The 21960-nt window shown below is 43.0% G+C and carries 21 protein-coding genes, 1 tRNA gene and 1 pseudogene; 8 read left to right on the plus strand and 15 right to left on the minus strand.

What is annotated here, in order from left to right:
- Positions 1 to 21: 21 nt before the first annotated feature.
- The 12 genes from flgK to GQR89_RS15020 form a co-directional block, all read right to left on the minus strand.
- Positions 22 to 2151: a flagellar hook-associated protein FlgK gene (gene flgK, locus GQR89_RS14965; protein ID WP_158770782.1), complete on the minus strand. Its 2130-nt coding sequence runs from the start codon at positions 2149 to 2151 to the stop codon at positions 22 to 24.
- 27 nt (positions 2152 to 2178) lie between these two features.
- Positions 2179 to 3135, minus strand: coding sequence for a flagellar assembly peptidoglycan hydrolase FlgJ (gene flgJ, locus GQR89_RS14970; protein WP_158770783.1), 957 nt, complete (start codon positions 3133 to 3135; stop codon positions 2179 to 2181).
- 28 nt (positions 3136 to 3163) lie between these two features.
- The gene (locus GQR89_RS14975; RefSeq protein ID WP_158770784.1) at positions 3164 to 4276 is read right to left on the minus strand and encodes a flagellar basal body P-ring protein FlgI; all 1113 of its coding nucleotides are present in this window, start codon (positions 4274 to 4276) and stop codon (positions 3164 to 3166) included.
- A gap of 13 nt (positions 4277 to 4289) precedes the next feature.
- On the minus strand, positions 4290 to 4970 hold the full coding sequence (gene flgH, locus GQR89_RS14980; RefSeq protein WP_158770785.1) for a flagellar basal body L-ring protein FlgH: 681 nt from the start codon (positions 4968 to 4970) through the stop codon (positions 4290 to 4292).
- An 11-nt stretch (positions 4971 to 4981) separates the two neighbouring features.
- Complete coding sequence (gene flgG, locus GQR89_RS14985; protein WP_158770786.1) at positions 4982 to 5770, minus strand: flagellar basal-body rod protein FlgG; 789 nt, start codon at positions 5768 to 5770, stop codon at positions 4982 to 4984.
- Positions 5771 to 5811: 41 nt separating this feature from the next.
- Entirely contained in the window at positions 5812 to 6555 is a 744-nt protein-coding gene (locus GQR89_RS14990; RefSeq protein WP_158770787.1) for a flagellar basal body rod protein FlgF, read from the minus strand.
- Positions 6556 to 6731: 176 nt separating this feature from the next.
- Positions 6732 to 8111, minus strand: a complete 1380-nt coding sequence (flgE, locus tag GQR89_RS14995; protein WP_158770788.1) for a flagellar hook protein FlgE — start codon at positions 8109 to 8111, stop codon at positions 6732 to 6734.
- 14 nt (positions 8112 to 8125) lie between these two features.
- Positions 8126 to 8812: a flagellar hook assembly protein FlgD gene (locus tag GQR89_RS15000; RefSeq protein WP_158770789.1), complete on the minus strand. Its 687-nt coding sequence runs from the start codon at positions 8810 to 8812 to the stop codon at positions 8126 to 8128.
- A 35-nt stretch (positions 8813 to 8847) separates the two neighbouring features.
- Positions 8848 to 9267, minus strand: a complete 420-nt coding sequence (gene flgC, locus GQR89_RS15005; RefSeq protein WP_158770790.1) for a flagellar basal body rod protein FlgC — start codon at positions 9265 to 9267, stop codon at positions 8848 to 8850.
- Positions 9267 to 9668, minus strand: a complete 402-nt coding sequence (gene flgB, locus GQR89_RS15010; RefSeq protein ID WP_158770791.1) for a flagellar basal body rod protein FlgB — start codon at positions 9666 to 9668, stop codon at positions 9267 to 9269. The genes flgC and flgB overlap by 1 nt, the downstream gene beginning before the upstream one ends.
- Before the next feature lie 92 nt (positions 9669 to 9760).
- The gene (locus GQR89_RS15015) at positions 9761 to 10597 is read right to left on the minus strand and encodes a protein-glutamate O-methyltransferase CheR (protein ID WP_158770792.1); all 837 of its coding nucleotides are present in this window, start codon (positions 10595 to 10597) and stop codon (positions 9761 to 9763) included.
- Positions 10598 to 10614: 17 nt separating this feature from the next.
- Positions 10615 to 11535, minus strand: coding sequence for a chemotaxis protein CheV (locus tag GQR89_RS15020; RefSeq protein WP_158770793.1), 921 nt, complete (start codon positions 11533 to 11535; stop codon positions 10615 to 10617).
- A gap of 153 nt (positions 11536 to 11688) precedes the next feature.
- On the opposite strand from GQR89_RS15020, the gene flgA reads away from it, so the two are divergent.
- The 3 genes from flgA to flgN all read left to right on the plus strand — a co-directional run bounded on the left by flgA (position 11689) and on the right by flgN (position 13317).
- Complete coding sequence (gene flgA / locus GQR89_RS15025; protein ID WP_158770794.1) at positions 11689 to 12399, plus strand: flagellar basal body P-ring formation chaperone FlgA; 711 nt, start codon at positions 11689 to 11691, stop codon at positions 12397 to 12399.
- A 118-nt stretch (positions 12400 to 12517) separates the two neighbouring features.
- Positions 12518 to 12844, plus strand: a complete 327-nt coding sequence (gene flgM, locus GQR89_RS15030) for a flagellar biosynthesis anti-sigma factor FlgM (protein WP_158770795.1) — start codon at positions 12518 to 12520, stop codon at positions 12842 to 12844.
- Between the two features lie 44 nt (positions 12845 to 12888).
- The gene (gene flgN / locus GQR89_RS15035) at positions 12889 to 13317 is read left to right on the plus strand and encodes a flagellar export chaperone FlgN (protein WP_158770796.1); all 429 of its coding nucleotides are present in this window, start codon (positions 12889 to 12891) and stop codon (positions 13315 to 13317) included.
- Positions 13318 to 13601: 284 nt separating this feature from the next.
- Here flgN and GQR89_RS15040 read toward each other — a convergent pair whose 3' ends face one another.
- A complete protein-coding gene (locus tag GQR89_RS15040; RefSeq protein ID WP_158770797.1) occupies positions 13602 to 14063 on the minus strand; it encodes an LPP20 family lipoprotein in 462 nt (153 codons plus the stop codon).
- Positions 14064 to 14341: 278 nt separating this feature from the next.
- On the opposite strand from GQR89_RS15040, the gene GQR89_RS15045 reads away from it, so the two are divergent.
- The gene (locus GQR89_RS15045) at positions 14342 to 15502 is read left to right on the plus strand and encodes a flagellar assembly protein T N-terminal domain-containing protein (protein WP_158770798.1); all 1161 of its coding nucleotides are present in this window, start codon (positions 14342 to 14344) and stop codon (positions 15500 to 15502) included.
- Between the two features lie 51 nt (positions 15503 to 15553).
- Positions 15554 to 15628: transfer RNA gene (locus tag GQR89_RS15050), tRNA-Arg, on the plus strand.
- 259 nt (positions 15629 to 15887) lie between these two features.
- Here GQR89_RS15050 and GQR89_RS21765 read toward each other — a convergent pair.
- Both GQR89_RS21765 and GQR89_RS15055 read right to left on the minus strand, forming a co-directional pair.
- Positions 15888 to 16141 (minus strand): annotated as a pseudogene (locus tag GQR89_RS21765) (restriction endonuclease subunit R); the annotation flags it as partial.
- A 450-nt stretch (positions 16142 to 16591) separates the two neighbouring features.
- Positions 16592 to 17758, minus strand: a complete 1167-nt coding sequence (locus GQR89_RS15055) for a Fic family protein (protein ID WP_158770799.1) — start codon at positions 17756 to 17758, stop codon at positions 16592 to 16594.
- Between the two features lie 876 nt (positions 17759 to 18634).
- Here GQR89_RS15055 and GQR89_RS15060 point away from each other — a divergent pair.
- The 3 genes from GQR89_RS15060 to GQR89_RS15070 all read left to right on the plus strand — a co-directional run bounded on the left by GQR89_RS15060 (position 18635) and on the right by GQR89_RS15070 (position 21920).
- Entirely contained in the window at positions 18635 to 20851 is a 2217-nt protein-coding gene (locus tag GQR89_RS15060) for a TonB-dependent receptor domain-containing protein (RefSeq protein ID WP_158770800.1), read from the plus strand.
- Positions 20852 to 20914: 63 nt separating this feature from the next.
- On the plus strand, positions 20915 to 21073 hold the full coding sequence (locus GQR89_RS15065) for a hypothetical protein (RefSeq protein WP_158770801.1): 159 nt from the start codon (positions 20915 to 20917) through the stop codon (positions 21071 to 21073).
- 70 nt (positions 21074 to 21143) lie between these two features.
- On the plus strand, positions 21144 to 21920 hold the full coding sequence (locus tag GQR89_RS15070; RefSeq protein ID WP_158770802.1) for a hypothetical protein: 777 nt from the start codon (positions 21144 to 21146) through the stop codon (positions 21918 to 21920).
- Positions 21921 to 21960 lie beyond the last annotated feature (40 nt).

Genomic DNA, 21960 nt, shown 5'->3' on the forward strand with positions numbered 1-21960 from the left:
ATTTCACTCTCACTTGTTTCATTATCTCACCATGCTCAAAATGGTATCGAACATTTCTTGCGCAGTATTCAACAAACGTGCTGCAGCAGAATAAGACTGTTGAAAGCGCACTAAATTGGCAGCCTCTTCATCTAAACTAACACCAGACACCGAATCAAACCAATCTTTAGACTGCAACTTTAGGGCCTCTCCTGCTTTTACGGCTATGTTGGCATTAGCTGCTTTTTGACCTATATCGCTAACTGTATCGGCGTAAGCTTCGTGAAAACTAACGGGATCGCCCGACCCAGCATTATTCAACTGCATGCCATTCTCGTTTTGCAAATTAGCCATGATTAACCCGTTACGGTTATCGTTAAGTCCGTTGGTATTATAACCAATAGAGAACGAGTCGCCGGCTTTCGGTTCACCTTGCAGACTAAAATCATAACCTGGATAGTTATCCAGCGCGCTGAATGCTGCTGGCCAACCAGCCGTTTGAGAGGCCTGCGTTAGTAAGTTATCTAATGACGCAGCTCCACTAACCGTAGTAATTAATGTGCCCGCGCTGTCGTACACCTCGAACTCATTTGATGAGTTAAATAAAATGCTTGATGGCGCGCCGACCCCTCCACCAGGTGCAGCTCCAGGGGCATGAATACCACCAGCACCATCAAAACCAGATGAACGAGAATCGAACGGCGTAGTATCGACAAAAGTATTCGTGACTTGGGTTGAGATTAACTCCGCACCACCTAAATTATCATCCGCAGCATCTATTCTAATTGGACTGGCAAGCGCTAAGTCTTCAGGGCGTGTTGTAACCAACTCAATTTTGTCAGCGACTCCCTTAGTTGGTTGCAGTAAAAACTGATCTCCTGCGGTGTAGCCAGATCCTTTTGAAAACTCTAGCTCTAAACCACCTAATATTTCGCTGTACTCACCACTTTGGGCAGTCAGACCAATGTAATTTTGTGTAATTGGATCACCATTCACATCTAGCACAGCAGAACCATCAATATTGAGCAATGCCACAGTTACATCGACAGTTGGAGGCACACTAGCAGTGACGGCATCGATCGTAACTTGGTAATCAGCACTGGTTATGGCGCTTGCACCGCCTTGGGCAATACGACCGTTAACAACTGAAGTTGTATCAGCGTTACCGGGATAATTAAGACCAATGCTGACAGGGCGTGTGAAGATCTCACCACCCAACTGTTGATCATAATCCATGCCCGCACGATTTTGCGTATTGACAGCCTCTGTAACCGCCAGTGCAATTTGCCCAAGTTCCCGGCGACTTGGCTCAAGTACCTCATCACGGTAACGAAACAAACCTCCAATCGTCCCACCCAATTCAGTTTCCGTAAGATTTAACGACGTTGGTTTACCATTGCTGGTGAGCTGCAATGATTTGTAGTTAAGATCTGCGCTATTGTTAACCTCTAAAACACTAAAGGTACCATCTTGCATGACGAGTGACTCACCCGAGGTTAGGTTCACCATAACCGAACCATCACCATTAGAGCTATTGCGTGTTTCAATTGATACCAAACTACTTAACTCTAAGATAGCGGAGTCACGCTGGTTCATTAACGCGCCTGGAGTATCATGGGGGTTATTTGCCTGAACGATGCGAATGGAGTCATTAAACGATGCGATTGATTCAACCAAAGAATTAACTTTATTAAGAGATGCTTCAAATTCAAAATTAATTTCACGTTCTTTTTCGGTTAAAAACGTTGATATGGTGCCCATTTGTCCAATCATGGATTCAGCATCACCTAACACCAGTTGGCGCGCAGACATATTTGTCGGATCATCGTTCGCTGTTTGCATTGAAGCAAAAAAGCGGCTCATGCTAGTCGATACACTGTTAGCTTCACCGGCAAAAACATTGTCCAAAATGGCAGTTTTTTCCCAATATGCTTCATGCTCTGCAAGCATGGTGGTATCACGACGTAACTGATTTTGAGCAAAAGTATTAACAACTCGGTCGGTAGTGTATTGACCGACTCCGCCCATTAACTCTGCAACAAAATTTGTTCTTTCTCGCACGTATCCATCAGTATTAACATTGGCAATATTATTACCTGTCGTACTGAGTAACTGGTTGCTTGCTTCAACACCAGAGCGGGCAATGGATAATAAATCCGAAGTCCTAATCATATTTTACACTCCCTACTCTGATGTTGTTCATGGCTGATAATTGCTTAATGAATCACTGTTCAAGACAGAAATAATTTTTTGAGCATAGGCTGGATCAGTCGCGTATCCAGCTTGTTGTAACTCTTCAAAGTAACGTTTAGGGTCACTCGTATTTTTAAGTGCTTGTTGATAACGAGGGTTCTCTTTCACAAATGACACGTAATCTTGCATCGCATCGTCAAATGAACCATATGCTCTAAATTCAGCTTTCTTAGGTGTCGCTAAGCCTTGTTCAAATTCTAATGTGTTAACCCTAGCGGTGTCGCCTTGCCATGCTTTACCGGCTTTGATCCCAAATAAATTATGGGTATTGCCTTTATCGGTATGCATCATGTATTGGCCCCAACCTGTCTCTACGGCAGCTTGAGCGAGCAATGCTTTAGGTTCTATATCAAGCTCTTGTGCAACTCGCTGGGCGACTGGATATAATGCATCCATGAAATTTTGTTGACCGCTAAACGCCGCATCTTTGAAACCAGCCCCTGTAGAAGAAGCATCCGGTAACACGGTCTGTTGAGCCTGCTTGATACTTTGAACACTATGACGGTTAATGTCTGATAAGTTACCGTCATTACGAATAACACTCGCAGGCGTAAAACCATCGCCGCCCTTACTAAGCTGCTGCATAATAATATCAGCCAATCCAATACTGCCATTGTTTGACATATCACTGGCCAATTGCTGGTCATGCATATCGCGATAAAACTTAACCTGTTCTGAATTAAACGGGCTGTCTTTATCTGCCATAACATCTTGCGCCTTACGCATAGACTTAAGCATCATTTGCACAAAAATCGCTTCAAATTGTTTCGCCGCCTCTTCCAACGCGGCGTCATCGCCGTTTTGAGCAGCCCGGCGCAATTTATCCAATCCTTGAATGTCATTTGCGTTGCGCGACATTTCAAATTGGCCTTGAAACTTAACGCTATTGTCTATGCTGTCCATCGGCTAAACCTCAGTCTTATCAAACACGCTAAATAACAACTAGCTCGCCTTGTAAGGCTCCGGCCTCACTGAGCGCTTCTAGTATTGCCATTAAGTCACCAGGTGCGGCGCCCACTTCATTCACTGCGCGAACAAGTTGGTCAAGGGTCACGCCTGGATCAAATTTAAACATGCGCGTGTCATCTAAATTCACGTCAATAATTGACTGATCCGTCACCACAGTTTCCCCTTGCCCCAATGGATTAGGCTGAGTAACTTGTTGATTTTCACTAATGGTAACTGTCAATCCGCCGTGAGTTATGGCTGCGGGTAATAAACGTACGTCTTGACCAATCACGATCGTGCCGGTTCGGCTATTGATTACGATCCGCGCTGGCGCTTTAGCAGGTACGAATTCAAAGTTTTCTAGCGTTGCTAAGAACCCCACTCGCTGCCCCACGTCTCGAGGAGCCGATACACGAACAGACGCTGCGTCGATGGGCGTAGCAATAATGTAACCTTTATCCGGATCGGCGCCTAAACGCTGATTAATCGTATCAGCTAAAATTTTCGCGGTGGAAAAATCAGGATAATTTAAGTTAATGGTTAAAAAATCATTCTGCATAAAACCGCTGGGAACGGCTCTCTCGATGATTGCACCGTTAGCTATGCGTCCAACTGTTGGCGTATTGGCAACTATTTTTGAGCCATCAGCGCCTTCTGCGCCAAAGCCACTGACCACCATGCTGCCCTGAGCAACCGCGTAGACTTTGCCGTCTAAGCCTTTCAAAAAAGTTTGCAGTAATGTACCACCTCGTAAACTGGCTGCTTCCCCTACTGAGCTAACAGTGACGTCGATTTTTTGGCCTGGCTTTAAAAACGGTGGTAGTTCGGCGTGTACCGCGACTGCGGCGACATTTTTAATTTTAGGCTTTAACGTGCTATCCAAGCTGATACCGAAATTTGACAACATAGTGCGAAAACTTTGTTCCGTGAACGGACTCTGTTCGCCAGTGCCGGGTAAACCAACAACCAAACCGTAACCCACTAATTGGTTACTACGTACGCCTTGGATGCTGGCTAAATCTTTAATACGCTGAGCCTGTCCAATGGGGGCCACTAAAAGACTCGCCACCATAAAAGCCAAAATAAATAATTTCATATACTACTCCTGCCTAAAACGGCCAGTACTCGGAGGAAAAGAAACTGGTTAGCCAACCCTCTTTTTGCGCTGAGGCAAACGTACCTGTGCCGCTGTATTGAATGCGGGCGTTGGCTATTTTGGTTGAAACTATCTCATTCGTTGGACTAACATCAGCTGGGCGAACAACACCTGTTAAACGTATATACTCATTACCATTGTTCAGGGTTAACCATTTTTCGCCGCGTACCAATAAGTTTTGATTTGAGAAAACTTTCATCACAGTAACTGAAATGCTACCGCTTAAATTATTACTCTGATTGGCGGAAGCATCACCGGTAAACTCGTTTGAGCTGTCGACACCCAGTTGCAATGATTGAGAACCAATATTCACTGCATTCCCCCCAAGGCCAATTATGGGACTGACGTCCAGGGCCGACTCTTTCGAAGTAGTGGTACCTGCGGATTTCGTTGCCCGGGTATTTTCTTCCAAATTCACAGTGATGATGTCGCCCACACGACGGGCTTTCACATCTGAATACAAGCTATTGGCCATGTCAGCCTGAAAAATTGAGCCGTCTTCGGCAATCTTTTGCCGCGGCAACTCAGCCGTGATAGGTGCATAGTAAGGGTCGTTCGGCATAACATCCGGCTCAGGCGTGCTCTGGCAGGCACTGAGTAATCCACTTAATCCAATGACATATAAGGCTTTCATAATATTAACCACTAAAGTTGTTGAATAACCTGACCAAGCATTGAATCCACGGCCGAAATAACTTTTGAGTTCATTTCGTACAGACGTTGGCTTTCAATCAAGTTCACCAGTTCTTCGGTCACATTAACATTCGACGTTTCCAGTGCTCCTTGCACTACGGTCCCTAACCCTTCAAGGCCAGGCACACCTTGAATGGGTGCACCACTAACGGCAGTTTCAACGTATAAGTTTTGACCAATAGGCTGTAAGCCAGTCATATTCACGAAATCAGACAGGCTTATTTGCCCCAAGACTTGTGGATCAGCTTGACCACGAATTGAAGCTGAAACCTCCCCGTCTTGAGATATGGTAATTTGCTGAGCATCCTCGGGAACGGTAATGTTTGGTTGTAGCAAGAACCCGGCTCCAGGCGTTACAATCTGCCCTTGGTCGTTAAGAGTGAATTGACCATTTCGTGTATACGCGGTGCTGCCATCAGGTTGCAGTATTTCGAAGAACCCCCTGCCCTGAATTGACATATCCAATGCATTTTCAGTCGTCAGCATATTGCCTTGAGTATGGGCTTTTTGTGTCGCAACCACCTTACTACCAGCGCCTAACATCAAACCAGAAGGTAATTCGGTATCTGCCGACGAGCGCCCACCAGGTTGATTAATATTCTGATAAAGCAAGTCTTCGAAGATCGCGCGGTCTTTCTTAAAGCCAACAGTGCTGGCATTCGCCAAGTTGTTTGAAATAACAGCTACATCGGTTTGCGCTGCATCGAGTCCGGTTTTACTGATCCATAATGCTGGGTGCATAGGTCATCTCCCCTAATAGATTATTCTTCAGCCACTGGCTATTAAATAATGCGCAGTAATTGATTCGCTTTGGAATCTAAATCACTGGCTTGTTTCATAAATTTAACTTGCATTTCGTAATGTCGTTGCAGTGAGATCATGTCCACCATCTCCTCTACAGGATTAACGTTACTGCCCTCAAGCATGCCGTTACGGATACTCACCGTAGGATCAAATTGCGCTATCTCGCCGTCTTTTTGACGAAATAAACCGTCGTTACCACGTTCAATGTTGGTAAGTTGTGGGTTCACCAACTTTAATCTGCCGACTTCTTCAAGCACTGTTTCCGGTGCGCCTTGGGGCCTTACTGAAATCGTACCGTCGCCAGCAATATTGATATTCGACAAAGGAATGGGCAAAAACACCGGGCCATTTTCGCCGATTATGGTATTGCCAGAAGAGTCTTGTAATTGCCCATCGGCACTGATCTGCAAACTGCCGTTACGGCTGTAAGCCTCACCGCCGTTAGTGTCTAGTACTGACAACCAACCATCGCCTTGAATCGCCACATCCAACTCTCGCTCGGTTTGGATCATCGCCCCCCCTTCAAAATTATTTGCAGGGTTCTCGGTCATGGAAAACACGCGTGTTGGCAGCCCTTCGCCAAACGCAGGCATGCTGCGAGCTTGCTCTAGTTGCGCGCGAAAACCCGTGGTTTGGGTATTGGCCAAATTGTTAGCCCGCACAGCCGTACCAAGAAGATCTTGTTTAGCGCCGCTGGCGGCAATGTACAGTAATTTATCCATGACAACTTCTTGACGAAAAGTGAACTTAACTAGAACTGTGCAAATTAAGTGCCACTAGCTGCTTTATGGTAAAAAAATCGACTAGAAGTTAAGCAAAAGATAACGATATGAAAGGATATTAGACTATAAAAAAGGTCACGCGAGGTGACCTTTATAAAGTTAACCAATTGAATTAATTATCGAATATTCAAAATTGTTTGGTTGAGCTGGTTATTGACTTCAAGGGCTCTGGAGTTAGCTTGGAAGTTACGTTGAGCAATAATCAAATCGATAAGTTCGGTGGTTAAATTCACGTTGGCTTGCTCAAGGGCAGACGAGTTTATATCGCCAAAGGTACCTGTTGTTGCCTCTCCGGCAAGTGCTTCGCCGGATAAGATGCTTTCTTGCCACTGGGTGTTACTTTGCTGGGTCAAGCCTTGGTCATTAGCGAAACGTACTAAGGCAACGCGAATAATGGGTTCAGATGTACCGTTTGAGTATGTTGCACGTACAAGACCATCTGCGCCAATATCAATCCCCGTTAACCGACCAACGGCTAAACCATCTTGCTCAAGGGATGTCACCTCAAACGCGGATGCAAATTGGGTTGGTTCATCTGATGTTGCTGAAGATGCGTCAAAGGCAAAATCGGTCTTAATGGCTTGAGTCGCATCCGACCCGTTCGACAATATCGTGCCGCCTAACGCTACCGAGGTTATTTCACCTGTCAAACTAGCTGTACCGTCAGCGTTTTCAATTCCTGTAAAGTCGCCACCTGAACTAAACGTCATCCGGTATCCAGATATACCTTCAGTTAGAGAGTTTTCGCCTACCACGTTTTCCCCTGCCGCAGGAGGGGCACCTATGGTGTCACCTTCGGTATTTAAGGGAAGGTCGTCCATATAAGTCGCCACTACCCACTCATTCGTCTCATTTTGATCTTTCATAAAATAATAGGTCATGACGTGACTGTCACCTAGAGAATCAAATACTGTGACAGACGTGGCAGCATTGTAAGTCAATGGATCATCAGGGTTGAATAAGTCTAAATCAACAGGGTCATCACCAGCAGGCAAGTTCATCTTTAATGATACTTCAGAAGTGGGTTGCGGCGAGCCAGAAGAATCAGGAATTTGAACTGGTTGCGTCGTACTCAGTGCAACTGAAGATGAAGTACCGTCGTTGTTAACAGGGAAGCCAAGCAAATTATCGCCGTTTGAGTTAACAACGAAGTTGTCTGCATCAAGTTTAAACATACCCGCACGTGTATATGAATATTCACGGGACTCAATTTCCGGTACGGTGGCAAAAAAGCCATTCCCCGTTACCGCAAGGTCCAATGAGTTATTGGTAAACTGTAAACTACCTTGCGAAAATTGTTGCGCGACTTCTTGCGTAATAACGCCATCACCGACTTTCGTTTTACCACCCGCTAATAAGGATGATGCATATACATCACCAAACTCTGCACGTGACTCTTTAAAGCCTACTGTATTTACGTTCGCTATATTATTAGCGGTTGTATCTAAGTCTCGTTGCGCAGCAGATACGCCACTCAATGCAATATTAAAAGACATGTTTTGCTCTCCTGTTAACCACCAAGTTGAATGACGTCGTCAAGTTTGACACTTACATCACCATCAAGATTTAAAATGACACCTTGACCGCTGCCAGCGAGGCTGACGCTATCCACATGCCGATTGACTGCTGTTACTAATTGTTGAGGTTCACCGGATACATTACCTTGCGCTTTTACAACGTAATTTCCGGCCGCCATAATATTTCCGGCGCTATCTTTGCCATCCCAATTAAACTGAATATTGCCAGCAGGTTGTGTACCAATATCGATAGTTTTCACTATGCTGCCAGATTCATTTTCAATGGTAATTTTTGTATTTAGTGTTGTCGCATCGTTGATCACTACGCCAGAAACGCCCTGCCCTTCGCTGGACATATGCGCGACATCACCTTGCAATAAAACCTGTTGCCCTATCAAACTAGAGGCCTGAAGCGCTTGGTTTGACGTCATTGACGTGGCGAATGTCTCAAACTTCTCATTTAACTGACTAATTCCGTCAGCCATGGTGAAGCTGGTCATCTGCGCAACCATCTGGTCGTTATCTACGGGCTTACTTGGATCTTGATTAGCAAGTTGCTCGGTGAGTAATGAGAAAAAGTCTTCTTGTGATAACTTTTGATTACTCTCGTCGGCGACCGGTACCGTTTCTGGTTGCCAGTAAAGATCGCTATTCAAGCCATTTTTAATTAATGTATCCACGTCTGTACCTCGAAATTATCTGGATAGTAAAGCGACTAGCTTTGGCCTAAACGCAATACAGTTCTAAACAAACGTTTAGTTGTATCAGCGACTTGAACATTCGTTTCATATGCCTTTGACGCAGACATCATATCGGCCATTTCTTCAACGATATTCACGTTTGGTTTATAGATATAGCCATTTTCATCTGCCATTGGATGACCTGGACTATATTCAATTTGTAACGGTGCCTGACTTTCGACTATGCCTAAAACCTGTACACCCGTACCAGCATTTTGATCTTGAGAGGCGCGTTGCATTTCAGCGGCAAAAACGGGATGTCGCGCTTTATACGTTTGATCATAACTGCTACTGACCGAGTTCGCGTTTGCCACGTTACTGGCGGTGGTATTTAAGCGCACACTCTGCGCACTCATACCGGTACTGGCGATATCCATTACGTTAAATAAACTCATTAGCTTTGACCTCCGCTGATGGCTTTCTTCATGCTTTTAATTTTACCGCTAAGAAACTCTACGCTTGCCTGATAACGCAAACCATTATCTAAAAAGGCATTACGTTCGACTTGTACATCAACGGAATTACCATCGCCGGTATCAGGTTGATTAGAAATGCGAAATTCCAACTCCCCCGAACCCTGCATATGGCCTTTAATATGATTGTCATGAGTACGAGTAAGATTTTGGCTACGTCCGCTTTGCGCACTGCGCATAGCATCTTGAAAGTTAATGTCTCTTGCTTTGTAGCCAGGCGTATTTGCATTCGCAAGATTGCCGGCCAGCACTTCCATACGATCTTCACGTACTTGCACTGCTTTATGGGAGAATCCCATTAACTTATCTAAACTAATTGCCATTTGCTTTACTCCTCATTCGCTAGGGGTAAAGCAATAGCTATGCCAAAGAAGATTTGACGTTTTGAATGAAATTAGCTAACCAATTGAAATAGCTATATTTTCTTTGAGTAGAATAAACCACTTCCACTACGATTCATGGTGAATTCGGTGGTAATTCCTGTTAAGGATTCAGACGCGCCAACAAAAAGTGCGCCTTGTGGTTGCAGGCAAGCGGCAAGTTTTTGCAGTATTGAGACTTTAGAGGTTGCCGAAAAATAAATAAGCACATTTCGGCAGAACACCACGTCATAACGCGTTGGATTAGTATAGGGCATCAGCAGGTTTATAGGCTTAAAGCTGACCATATTACGTATATTCTGTTTAATCACGCTGCAGTTCCCTTCGGATGACGTGTCAAAAAAACGCGCTTTTCGCTCGCTTGATAATCCCCGAGACAAAGACAAATTATCGTACTGACCGGCTTCTGCAAGACTTAGCATCTCACTAGAAATATCAGTGGCTATTATTTCTACACCGCCAGCAAGAGCGCCCGGGTTCCGAGTTTGATATTCAAAAACAGACATCGCAATAGAGTAAGCTTCTTGCCCTGACGAACAAGCCGCACTCCAAATCCTAATTTTTTTACCAGACTTAGCTAATTGAGGAAGCAGCGTTTGTTGAAGAATGTCAAACGGGTAACTATCTCTAAACCATAATGTCTCATTGGTTGTCATGGCATTAACGACTGCATTTATCAGCGTGACATCATGGTTAGCAAGTGTTCGCTTAATCAAATCGGATAACGATTTTTGATTAAACTTACCAAGTAAAGGCGATAGACGGCTACGCACTAAGTATTGCTTATTTTCCCCTAACACGATGCCGCATCGATGTTCAAGAAAGCGACAAAAAAGCGCGTATTCATGATCATCAAGTGTATTACTAGACAATAGACTTTCCTTCACGATTATTTGTTATCGAACCATTTTTGTACGGAAGTCACCAACTCATCGGGGTGAAATTTAGCGATAAAATCGTCGGCCCCAACTTTTTGCACCATTGCCTGGTTAAACACACCACTTAAAGAGGTATGCAGCACTACATGTAGATTCTTTAACGCGGGATCATTCTTAATCTCAGCGGTCAGAGTATAACCATCCATTTCAGGCATTTCGATATCGGAAACAAGTATTCCCACTTTATCTGTAATATCACCCGTTTCTTGTGCAAGCTCTCTAAGGCGATTTAGTGCTTCTAAACCATTTTTCGCCATTTCAATTTTGAGCCCCAGGGTGGAAAGCGCTTTATTCACTTGATTTCTCGCCACTGCAGAATCGTCAGCAATAAATATAATTTTCTCTCGTTTGTTTTCTACCGTCATACTCGACACACTTTCGCTAACGTCAGTGCTAATGGGAGAAATTTCGTTGAGGATCTTTTCCACGTCCAAAATCTCAATTAATTCCTTTTCAAATTCAGTGACTGCAGTCAAATAACTCGCTCGGCCACTACCTTTAGGGGGCGGCATGATTGCTTCCCAGTTGGTGTTTACAATCCGCTCCACTGCTCCAACTAAAAAGCCCTGAACAGAACTGTTGTATTCAGCAATAACTACAAAAGCAGTACTCAAATCGAGTATCGGTTTACCACCTGTTGCCATACTCATATCAATCACCGAAATTGTTTGCCCTCGAATATGGGCGATTCCACGCACATAAGAATTCAATTTAGGAATAGACGTTAATTTTGGACACTGAAGTACTTCTCGTACTTTAAACACATTGATGCCGAATTTTTGCCGACCGTTTAATCTAAATAACAACAATTCAAGACGATTCTGACCAACCAACTGGGTACGCTGATTGACTGAATTCATAATATCGGACATGTAAAACTCCGTGAAAGTGAAAGTCGGCTTAATAGTTGCTTTGTGCTTATATATCGCGGCAAGTACTTCGCATTTTATGTTAAACCGTCTATTTTTTGACGCTATGCACAATCTGCACTTGCCTAAGCATAGACAAATTGGTCACAAGTGAAAATGAATAATATCGCGATTTACAAAGCGTTTGCCTCGATCATCATGCTTACTCTAACCAGTTTCGCAGGATCCGCGAGCACTAATACGCATCGAGAACGCGCCGCACAACTGATTGATGGCGCACAGCAGTTTGTTGCATCCCAGCTTACAACATCGGCACAAATCCGCCTTAACATTAGTACAGCAGAGATAGATGAGCGGGTGAATCTGCCTGTTTGTCCTGAATATATCACTTACACTGCGAGTAACGAGTCACTGCAACAAAGCAATATTGCGGTAAAGGCCCTGTGTAAACCGTCTAATTGGTATATGTATTTAATGGTCAGCGTTAAACAAATGCAGCCGGTTGTGGTTATTTCAAATGCCGTCAGTCCAGGGACCATTCTAAATAGCGGCAATATCAAATTAGTCGATATGAATCGAGCTTTACTCAGGCGCACCACGTTTTCAAATGTAGAAGATGTTTTAGGCGCCCGCATCAAACGTCGTGTTCGGCCAGGCCAACCTATTACACCGAATAATTTATGTTTTGTGTGTAAGGGTGATACAATTATTATCAATGCTTCAAACACTATGATGCAGGTCAAAGCATCAGGTGTAGCAATGCAAGACGGCAATATCGGCGATACTATTATCGTCACTAACACTCGCTCTAAAAAACAAATTAATGCTAGGGTAGCTAGTACAAATGAAGTCGTCGTCGGTATATAGATCAATGACTAATGTACTCGAGTTAAATAGCAAAAAAATAGTGTAGATAACACTAAAGATGTGTCCTCGGTTGCCGATACAGTAAGTGAGGTAAGATTAACAAGGTTAGGTAGTCACTATGTCTATTAACAACATTAACAATAATGGTCAAAAGCAAGTTCTTGATAATCAAAAGATTAATCAGCAACAAGCGCAAAACCAACAATCAAATGAAGCGGCCGGTAAAAGCACTTCATCTCAGCCTGTGCGCCAAGATTCTGTGTCTTTGACACAATCAGCTCAGCAGTTAGCCCAAGTTCAGAAGAAAAGTACTGAGGCTCCGGTTAATCAAGAAAAGGTTGACCGCTTAAAGAATGCTATTCAAAGTGGTGAGTACAGCGTGAATCCGCAGAATTTGGCTAAAAATATTGCGTTACAAGAGTCAGAAATATTTGGCAGAAACTAGTATCGGCAGCATAATGATTGCCTACTTAACCTCAGGCAAAACGAATGTCAGAATTAATAAAAGCGATAACAAAACAATTTGACCATCTCGAAGACCTCATTCAGGCGCTTGACTCAGAACTGCATTTAATCAGCAGTCGAGATGCCGAAGCGTTAATAAATCTGCTCAAAAATAAAGAAAATCTACTAACAACCGTTCAACAACAAGACGATGCAATCAGCATTGCTTTTAATGCGAGTAGCGAAGAAGAACGTACTAGTGAAGAAGTACTAGCCTTGTTCGACCGAGCAAAGAAGTTAGTATCTGAATGCCAATACCGCACAAAAATCAATCAAGTTGCTGTTGAACAGGGACAACTCAGACTTGAGCACCTACGAACATTGTTACTAGAGTCCCGCGCCAAAGAATCAATGACCTACGATAAAAGTGGTAAAGCACGGGGGGGAAAAAGTGGCCGAGGCATCAGCGCTTAAAATTTATTTATGCGCCCGCTTAATCTAGTCTAGAACATTTATATCGTCTTATTCAGACTAAACACTAGGATACATGTCGCATATGACGGATTAGTTTACTTACAAATGCTAGTTATATGACGCTCGGTAATGTGATCAAAGTTAATGAATATTCTAATTTCATCTAAATCACTCAACTCGACAAAACTGGCAAACTGTTAATTAGCGGCAAGTACTTGCCGTAACACGCGGTAATTAATCAACTAAAGCAGAGAAACAGGAAAGCGCAGTTCATACGCTTGCGCCTAGTAATAATGTACATCTTTTACCCGTCTGGGCCGAGCAGTCGACAAATAGATATCGTATACCCGTTTGAAGTCTAACTCTAATTCAGTGGCGTACAAATCATCACCTACTGGGTAGCTTTTTATTACGCGTGCGCCACGTATCACACCCTGTACTGAACTTGAAAGGCGTTCATCAGATAATAAAAAATTGGATAACGTTTGGCTACCGTCAACTTTTTGGCCATATACCTGTTCTGTTAGCTCCCTGTAGGCATCTAGCTTAGATGCCTTTATCGCCATCAGCATTTTAGTTGAATCAGTGCTGCCGCTCTGCGCTTTTATGGGTGCATAGCCGATGGCAGATAAAACTGGATAACTCTCAGGCTCTACCACTTCCCACTCGACTTGTTTATCGAATACAGACGAGCATCCACTAAGCAATATACTCAAGCCTATTACGGCAAAACATAATCTGTTCATAATCATTCCAGTGGTATTGGGCTTAGCCACAGAGGCATAAACACCGATCTTTGGTTTTAATTCTATATATCGTTTGTAGCAAGAACTGCACCTATATTTCACATAACCTATGTTTATATAATTTAAATATTGTAGATTTGTCGAGCTAGGTATGAAAAATGCTTATCTCATTGCATTACAAAAATCTGACATCTATTGTTGGATACCATATTTAACTTGCTGAATTTATAAATGCTATCAAGTTAATAATAATCGATTAACCTAAATGAGCTAAAAGTATGCTAAAGCTGGGCCAGATCCTAATATCCCTCATTGCACTTGGGTTACCGCTGCTCTCAATGCCAGTAAACGCTGCTTGGTTCGAAGCCACAGGCCAAGCAGTAATCATAGACGGCAATAAAGCCCTAGCAAAGAAACAAGCGACTCAAGAGGCCATTAAACAAGCACTGATGTTTGCTGGCGCCTCAATCACAAGTATTCAAGCGGTATCCAACGGGTTGCTGCAGAATGACCGCTTTGAGATCCGCAGTGGTGGTGAAGTCAATGATTTAGAGTTAGTCAATGAGTCGTATCACGATAACTACGTGACCGTGGTTATTCGCGCAGATATATTTGCGCAAGAAAGTCAGTGTAAAGCGGCACAATACAAAAAGCGTGTGGTAAGTGCTTGGTTTCCTATTCGTGATAGACAACAAGCCATCGCAGGTGGACTAGGCGAATTTGGCCAAATCATAAGTGAACATTTGGAGCAACAGTTTAATGAAACGAGTCGCTTTGCACGCATCAAGCAACGTCAACCTTACTATATTTATCCAAACAGCCCCAATGTCGAAGAAGACATTATTTCTCTTGCCAGACAAAGTGATAATCAGTACGTTCTCATAGGTGAAATAAGCGAACTATCCATTGAACGCTCATCACGAAATTCATTTTTATTTTGGCAGGACGCTCCCTTGTCACGTAATTTTCATCTTGAGCTGTTTCTGTTTGACGGTAACAACGCCACTTTACTTAAACAAACGCGGATGGCTGTAAATAGCCCTTGGGAATTCAAACTACATCAGCAAGTAAGCCCTACAAGTCAACAACTATGGCAATCGCAATTTGGACTGGCCGTGACTAGCGCATTAATAGAACATTCAGCAGTAATTGATGAAGCCCTGAACTGCCTACCAACCTACGCACGCGTACTACAGGTGAGTGGCGAGCAGTTAACGGTTAATATCGGCCAACAGGACGGGGTTCAAATCGGCGATACGTTGACGTTATTTAAACACGCGCAATTTTTTGATTCAGTGGGTAATTTGCATCAACAATTGAAGATCCATCCAAATAAGGTCAGGGTGACCCATGTTTATAGCGACACAGCGGTGGTTGGCTCAACTACATCGGTGCCATTGGTCAACATTCAAGCAAACGATTTCGTAGCTCGGCAGTAACCCTTTCATTATGAGTGATGCTGAGCAATAATACGCGCGCTAATAAACGTAGTCCCCGTAGTTTAATGGATAAAACGAGCCCCTCCTAAGGGCTAGATCTTGGTTCGATTCCAGGTGGGGATACCAATAGGTAACATCAGCAGATACCCTCGTTAAGCTAAGGCCATTCTAGAGCAATGAAAACAATGCATGCAGCCTGTTAATCTGAACACATCACTTTAACCAAGATTACTCAAAATACCCCAAAATCACTCACTGTTGTTGCGCAGAATATTTGAAAGTATGCCTTAATATCAGTATCTCAATAAAAGATAATCGTTTTGGTGTTGTACAGGTGGCCTATAATAAATTAAGTTTACACTTAGACGCATAGAAAATTTAACCATCGGCCTTTGAATATGGCTTCAAGGGTTTTATTAATGGCTTGTATTTGATAATAACGCTGCGCTATACCGCTACTATCGTCATAATAATCATGGGTAATAATCGGCAGCTGCTGTGCCGTATAACCTTTATAAGCGCAAACTTAGCCCAAAGATCTTGACGGTTGGGGAATTCACCCAAAGTAATTATCCGTTCTATTTGTTCTAGGTTTGTCTTGTCATGAAAATTAAAACTATCGCCATTAGAGGTAAAAATACAGCGACAGTAGTGCATATAGAAAGTATTTCCTTCCGTGAATATTCCCAGTCTGGATCAGGGGAACGGATATGATCAATCAAAGCTATAAAAAAAATGATAAGTAAACGCTGAAGTGTAACAGCCAAATAAATCATCAGTACTGTAAAACTAGGCTTTCCCTGTTCATTTTAATCATCAAATAGAACTCAAAAATACTGTTGTCATATTCAAATACTAAGCCTTTTCAAATAATTACGCACTCAATAAAAGTTGCCACTCAACTGCAGTACCTTCCCCCTGTAATGGTCACGCAATAATTAAACGCCATACCTCTACAACCCTCGTTGTTTACCGCTCTTTATTTGATATTGCAGACGTAAAACACCTCTTTACACCACGCAAGTACCAATAAATTAGTGACTAAATCCTAGTTAATAATTAAAAAGTGATTACATAACTTCAGGTTGTTTAACCTACGTTGACTGCATACCGAGTAGACCGTCCGCCACCGGGTAGTTGAATAAGGCAGTGTTTATTTACCAATTCTGCAAGATCGCGAGTTGCAGTGGCTTTACTTACATCGGCAATACTTTGATATTTCCGAGCATTAATACCTAGTTCAAATTCTTCGCCAAATAAATCTAGTAGGCGATTTAATACTTTAACTTGCCTTTCACTTAATACAGTTTGGCTGTGTTGCTGCCAAAAACGTGTTTTGCTCACGACTTTGTCGATGCGTTTTAAGCCTTGCTCAAGTGCTTGATTAAGTACCTGTAAAAACCATATAAGCCAGTCAGTCACATCATGAGCTTGGCCTTGGTTCATTTGGCTGGATGTTTTTACACCTTGAGTGGCTTCAAGTATGTGATAGTAGCCTTTACGATTTTGTTCAATGGCGCTGCTTAACGAATAAAAGCGAATACTACTTTGCTCACTTTGGGCTAGTGCGCGGTCAGTCAATGCCCTTGCAATACGACCATTACCGTCTTCAAACGGATGTAATGTGATAAACCATAGATGGGCAAGTGCAGCTCGAATAATCCTGTCACTAGGCTTCTGGCTACTCTGGCTTGGGTAGGTATTAAACCATTCCATAAAAAGGTTTAATTGCTCGCTTAAATCTGACCTTGGTGGCGCTTCAAAATGCACGGTTTCGCGCCCGCCACCACGTTGTGACACAACTTGCATTGGTACTTCATCACGTAACTCACCCACTTTAATCTGGCGAACAAGGGGCGTTTGTGTGAATAACGTCCCCTGCCACTGACATAATTCATCTAGAGTAAGGGGCACACTTAAGTTTGATGTGACCTTGGTCAACAAGCTAACCAAACTATCAGTTTGTGCGGTTGCCTGATTTTTCGTAACACCAAAAGCAGAGTTTTCTAAGCCTAAATGACGCGCAACAGACGAACGCACCGAGCCCACATTAAGCATCTCGCCTTCAATTTCTGAAGTTTTAAGCGCATTTTGGATCAAAGCATCCATTTGAGCCTGACGATAAAGCTCTTTAGGCAGCTTCGCAGCTTTGCCGATGAGTTGCTGTTGATTAACCAATACCTTATGCAGCAAAGGCGCTAGCGCTGCCTGCTGGTAGGTAAATTCAGTCCAATTAGCACTTTGCCAGATATACATAGGGCACTTCTTAATCAGTGGATTTCATGTCTGTTACGTTTTTATGAGTCGATTAATGCCATTTATTCGGCTCAAAATATGAGCCGAATGCTACCAACTAATCGGCTCATATACTAGTTTGAATCAATCATTTTCTGTTTTGGACTGATTAAACGAATAAGAAGGTAAGCAAACGCCGATTGAATTCGGATTATTGACAGCAGGTATTATTTTTTACCTTAACTTGCAAAAGACTTCTGCACAAAAGTTGCCAAGCCAATATTCAAAAAAACAGGCTCAAAACTGGGTTTGCCATAATTTTGCTAATGTTTATCCATGACCTTAGCGCAAAGCCTTGGAGCGCTCAGTTTAACAAACCTTGTGTTGGCAAAGCGCCAATTAAAAGGCCTAGGGATTTCTTGTCCTGCGTGTACAAAATGCCGGAGATTTGCGAGACAAAAATCAGGAAATGCTGACATTTTGACAATCTCTTGTAGTTAGATTGTCTGGCATGATCGTCCAGATCAATAAAATCAAGAGGTGAGCACAACGGAAAATAATAAGAAATACTGAACAAAGACTGTACCCCCAATAAGGCGATTTACTGAAATTTCGTTCAAACCATTTCACTTATAACATTTTATTGTCATTCCATTACACCTAACACAAATCTCACGAAACAAAGAAAATGAATTTTGTATGACGTATTTTCAATATTATTGACAAGTAAAATGCATTTTCCCGACACAATCATCTGATTGCGAACAGACTCAACTATAGCCAACAATGATGACTATTGATAATGGTTTGCATTAAGCTTTCTATTTACCTATTATCCTCGGGCTTTTAACACGCTAGATACACCCACAACAAAAAAGTAACGGATCGGAAACTGAAATGAAAAGAACGCTGCTCGCCACTGCAATTGCTTTAACAATGTTTAATGTCGCCGCACAAGAATATTCCACGAACAAAGCCATTGAAACCGTCACTATCTACGGAAATCAACAAAAAGCCCAAGAAGCTACCGGCGCCGCTCAATATATTGGCGAACAAGACTTAGAAAAATTCAAATATAGCGATATTCAGCGCATCATTAGACAAGCCCCTGGAGTATCTTTGCAAATAGAAGACGGTTACGGATTACGCCCGAATATTAGTATTCGTGGAGTCGCAACCGAGCGAAGCAGCCGTATCACTCTTTTAGAAGACAATGTGCTTATCGCTCCTGCGCCCTACTCTGCCCCGTCAGCTTATTATTTTCCCACTGCTGGCCGAATGAGTGCCTTTGAAGTGGTGAAAGGTCCTGCTGCCATTACCCAAGGTCCTTACACCATTGGTGGTGCAATCAATATGATTTCAACACCTATACCCAGCACGCAAGGTGGACAAGTCACTTTAGAAGCAGGCCAAAATGCAACTTATCGCGCCCACGCAACCGTTGGCGGTAAAAATGATAATGGCTTCGGTTATTTACTTGAAGCACATCAATGGCAGTCAGATGGTTTTCAAGACATTGACCGCAGTAACAACGACACAGGTTTAGACGTTACCGACCTCACCATGAAGTTGGCCTATGCACCAAAAGATTCTCGGCATAGTGTTGAGCTAAAATTACAATATACTGATCAGGATTCAGAACAAAGCTACTTGGGTTTAACGGACGCTGATTTCGCTAACAATGCGCAGCGTCGTTATGGCTTATCCGCTTTAGATAACATCAGCACTGAACACACTCAAGTGATGCTTAACTATGCATTTCAAATTAACAAAGACCTAAACTTCACGGCTGTCGCCTACAACAACACGCACGAACGTGATTGGTTTAAAACTGAAGGTATTGATTTAGATGGCAGTGACAATGCCCAAGATTTTTCGAGCACTAGTTGGTCAGATGTGGTCAATGCAATTAATACCAACGAGGCCATAGATGACATTAGTGTTAGTCAGTTGCAAGGTATTTTGAACGGCACTATTGATACAGCAGAAGGCAGTATTCAGCTTCGTTCGAACAATCGAGAGTATTATTCTCGGGGTGTTCAATTCGGCTTAAATTTAGATAAAGAATTAGGCGAAGCGAAACACCACATTGAAGTTGGCATTCGTCTTCACCAAGATCAAGAAGACAGACTACAACGCAACAGTACCTACCAACAACTTAATGGCCAACTTGTATTGAGCGACTTAGGTGAACTGGGCAATGCAGGAAATCGCGTGCAAGACGCCGATGCACTGGCTATTCATGTTTATGACCGTATAACGCTAGGCGACTGGGTATTTACCCCAGGATTACGTTTTGAAGATATCAGCCAAAGCCGCACTCGTTATACCAATGGTGCAGACCGAGTTTTTCGTGATGATAGAGAAAACGACACCACCGTACTACTACCTGGCTTAGGCGTGTTATATAAAGTCGACGCTAACTTAAATTTAATTGCAGGCGCACATAAAGGTTTCACTGCACCGAGCAATTCACCTGGGGCCAAAGAAGAAGAAGCAATTAACTATGAGCTGGGGGTTCGCTATGCAAATAATCACCTCAATACAGAATTGGTTTATTTTCTCAGTGACTACGACAACATAGTAGGTGTTTGTACAGCATCATCAGGCAGTAATTGTGAAATTGGTGATGCATTTAATGGTGACGCTGCCACAGTACAAGGCGTTGAGTTTTTGTTTAAAACCGAGCTTGGTCAGTTTAACGGCGTGCGAGTTCCGCTTAATGTTACATACACCTATATCGACAGTGAATTTAATACAGATATATCAGGCACCGATTTCTTCGGTGATGTAACCGCAGGCGACAGTATTCCGTATATTCCTGAAAACCAAGGCCAAATAACCTTGGGGCTTGAAGGTGACAATTGGACGACTTACCTCAATGCTGTATTTATCGATGCTGTATGTACTCGAGCCTCTTGTGAAAAATTTGAAGTTACAGACAGCTCATTTATTGTTGATTTATCAAGTTCATATAACGTGAATGACAACTTGCGTCTTTTTGCTCGAATCGAAAACCTAACTAATCAAGAAAATATTGTTAGTCGTCAACCCTATGGTGCTCGCCCGAACAAATCGCGCACTGCATCAGTTGGCGTTAGTTACAGCTTCTAAACTCGCTTTGCCGCGATAGCTCTTCGCCCCATGGCAGCTTTAGTGCTGTTATGGGGCGACAATGTGAGCCATTTCAAAGAAATCATCAGTCATTCAATGCGTAGAATGTTGCAGTCCATAGTCAAATATGTGTCGACTTACATCTATGAAGCCCACAAAACTGTTTCTAATTATGTAGCAACGCCTAAATTAACGTTAAATCAAGGCCATATTGAATACTGACTTGGTAATTTTCCCTTAATCAACGTTATAATCGGCCTGTTATAATTAGCTAGAGGATGTACACCAGGTTATGTCGAACGATAATATTAAAGATGAAATGCCTTCCATGGTTTTGGACAAAGATGATCTCGACTCTTATCGTCGTACCCGCGGTACTACAACGACCAAGGGATCAACCTCATCCACGAAACCCACACCGCCGCCCGAGCGCAAAGCTAAAAACTCAGGCCCATCGTGGGTAGCATTAATATTCATCATTCTGCTATTGGGCGCAGGTATCGGTTATACGGCGTACACTATTGAACAACAAAAATTAGTGATTGTTGAGGCGCAAAAACGTATCGGTGATTTAGAAAATAGACTTTCCGCTACCGGAGAGGAGATGGATCAGTCTGCCGTAGCCTTGCAGGTTAAAGTAGGCGAGCTCAGCGCCAAAACACAAGATTTGTGGGAACAAATGGACAAGCTTTGGGCATCAGCGTGGCGCAGAAATCAATCTGAAATAAAAGATCTCGAAGTCAGCTTAAAATCGCAAAAATCAGTGTTAGAACAAAGTATCCGAGCCGTTAAAGGTGAAACCGACGTGAACGCTACTACTGTGGGTTTGTTGCAGGAGCAATTAGATAGCACCAATAAAACCACCAATAGATTAAGCGAGTTAGTAAACAAGGTTGAGCAAACGGGAATCGACTCAGAACAGCAACTCGCCAGCCTGCGAGAAAAACTAATGTCTACGGCATTGGCAAGCAATGGCTTAACGGGTCGTTTAGTTGAGTTAGAAAAATGGCGAAAATCCGCTGAGCAGCAACTTAAAACGAATGCTCAATCTAATGTAACAGCGCCGTAAGCATTCTCGTTCATTAAATAGAAACATAAAAAAGGAGACC

It is taken from the genome of Paraglaciecola sp. L1A13 (assembly GCF_009796745.1).
Lineage (GTDB): Bacteria > Pseudomonadota > Gammaproteobacteria > Enterobacterales > Alteromonadaceae > Paraglaciecola.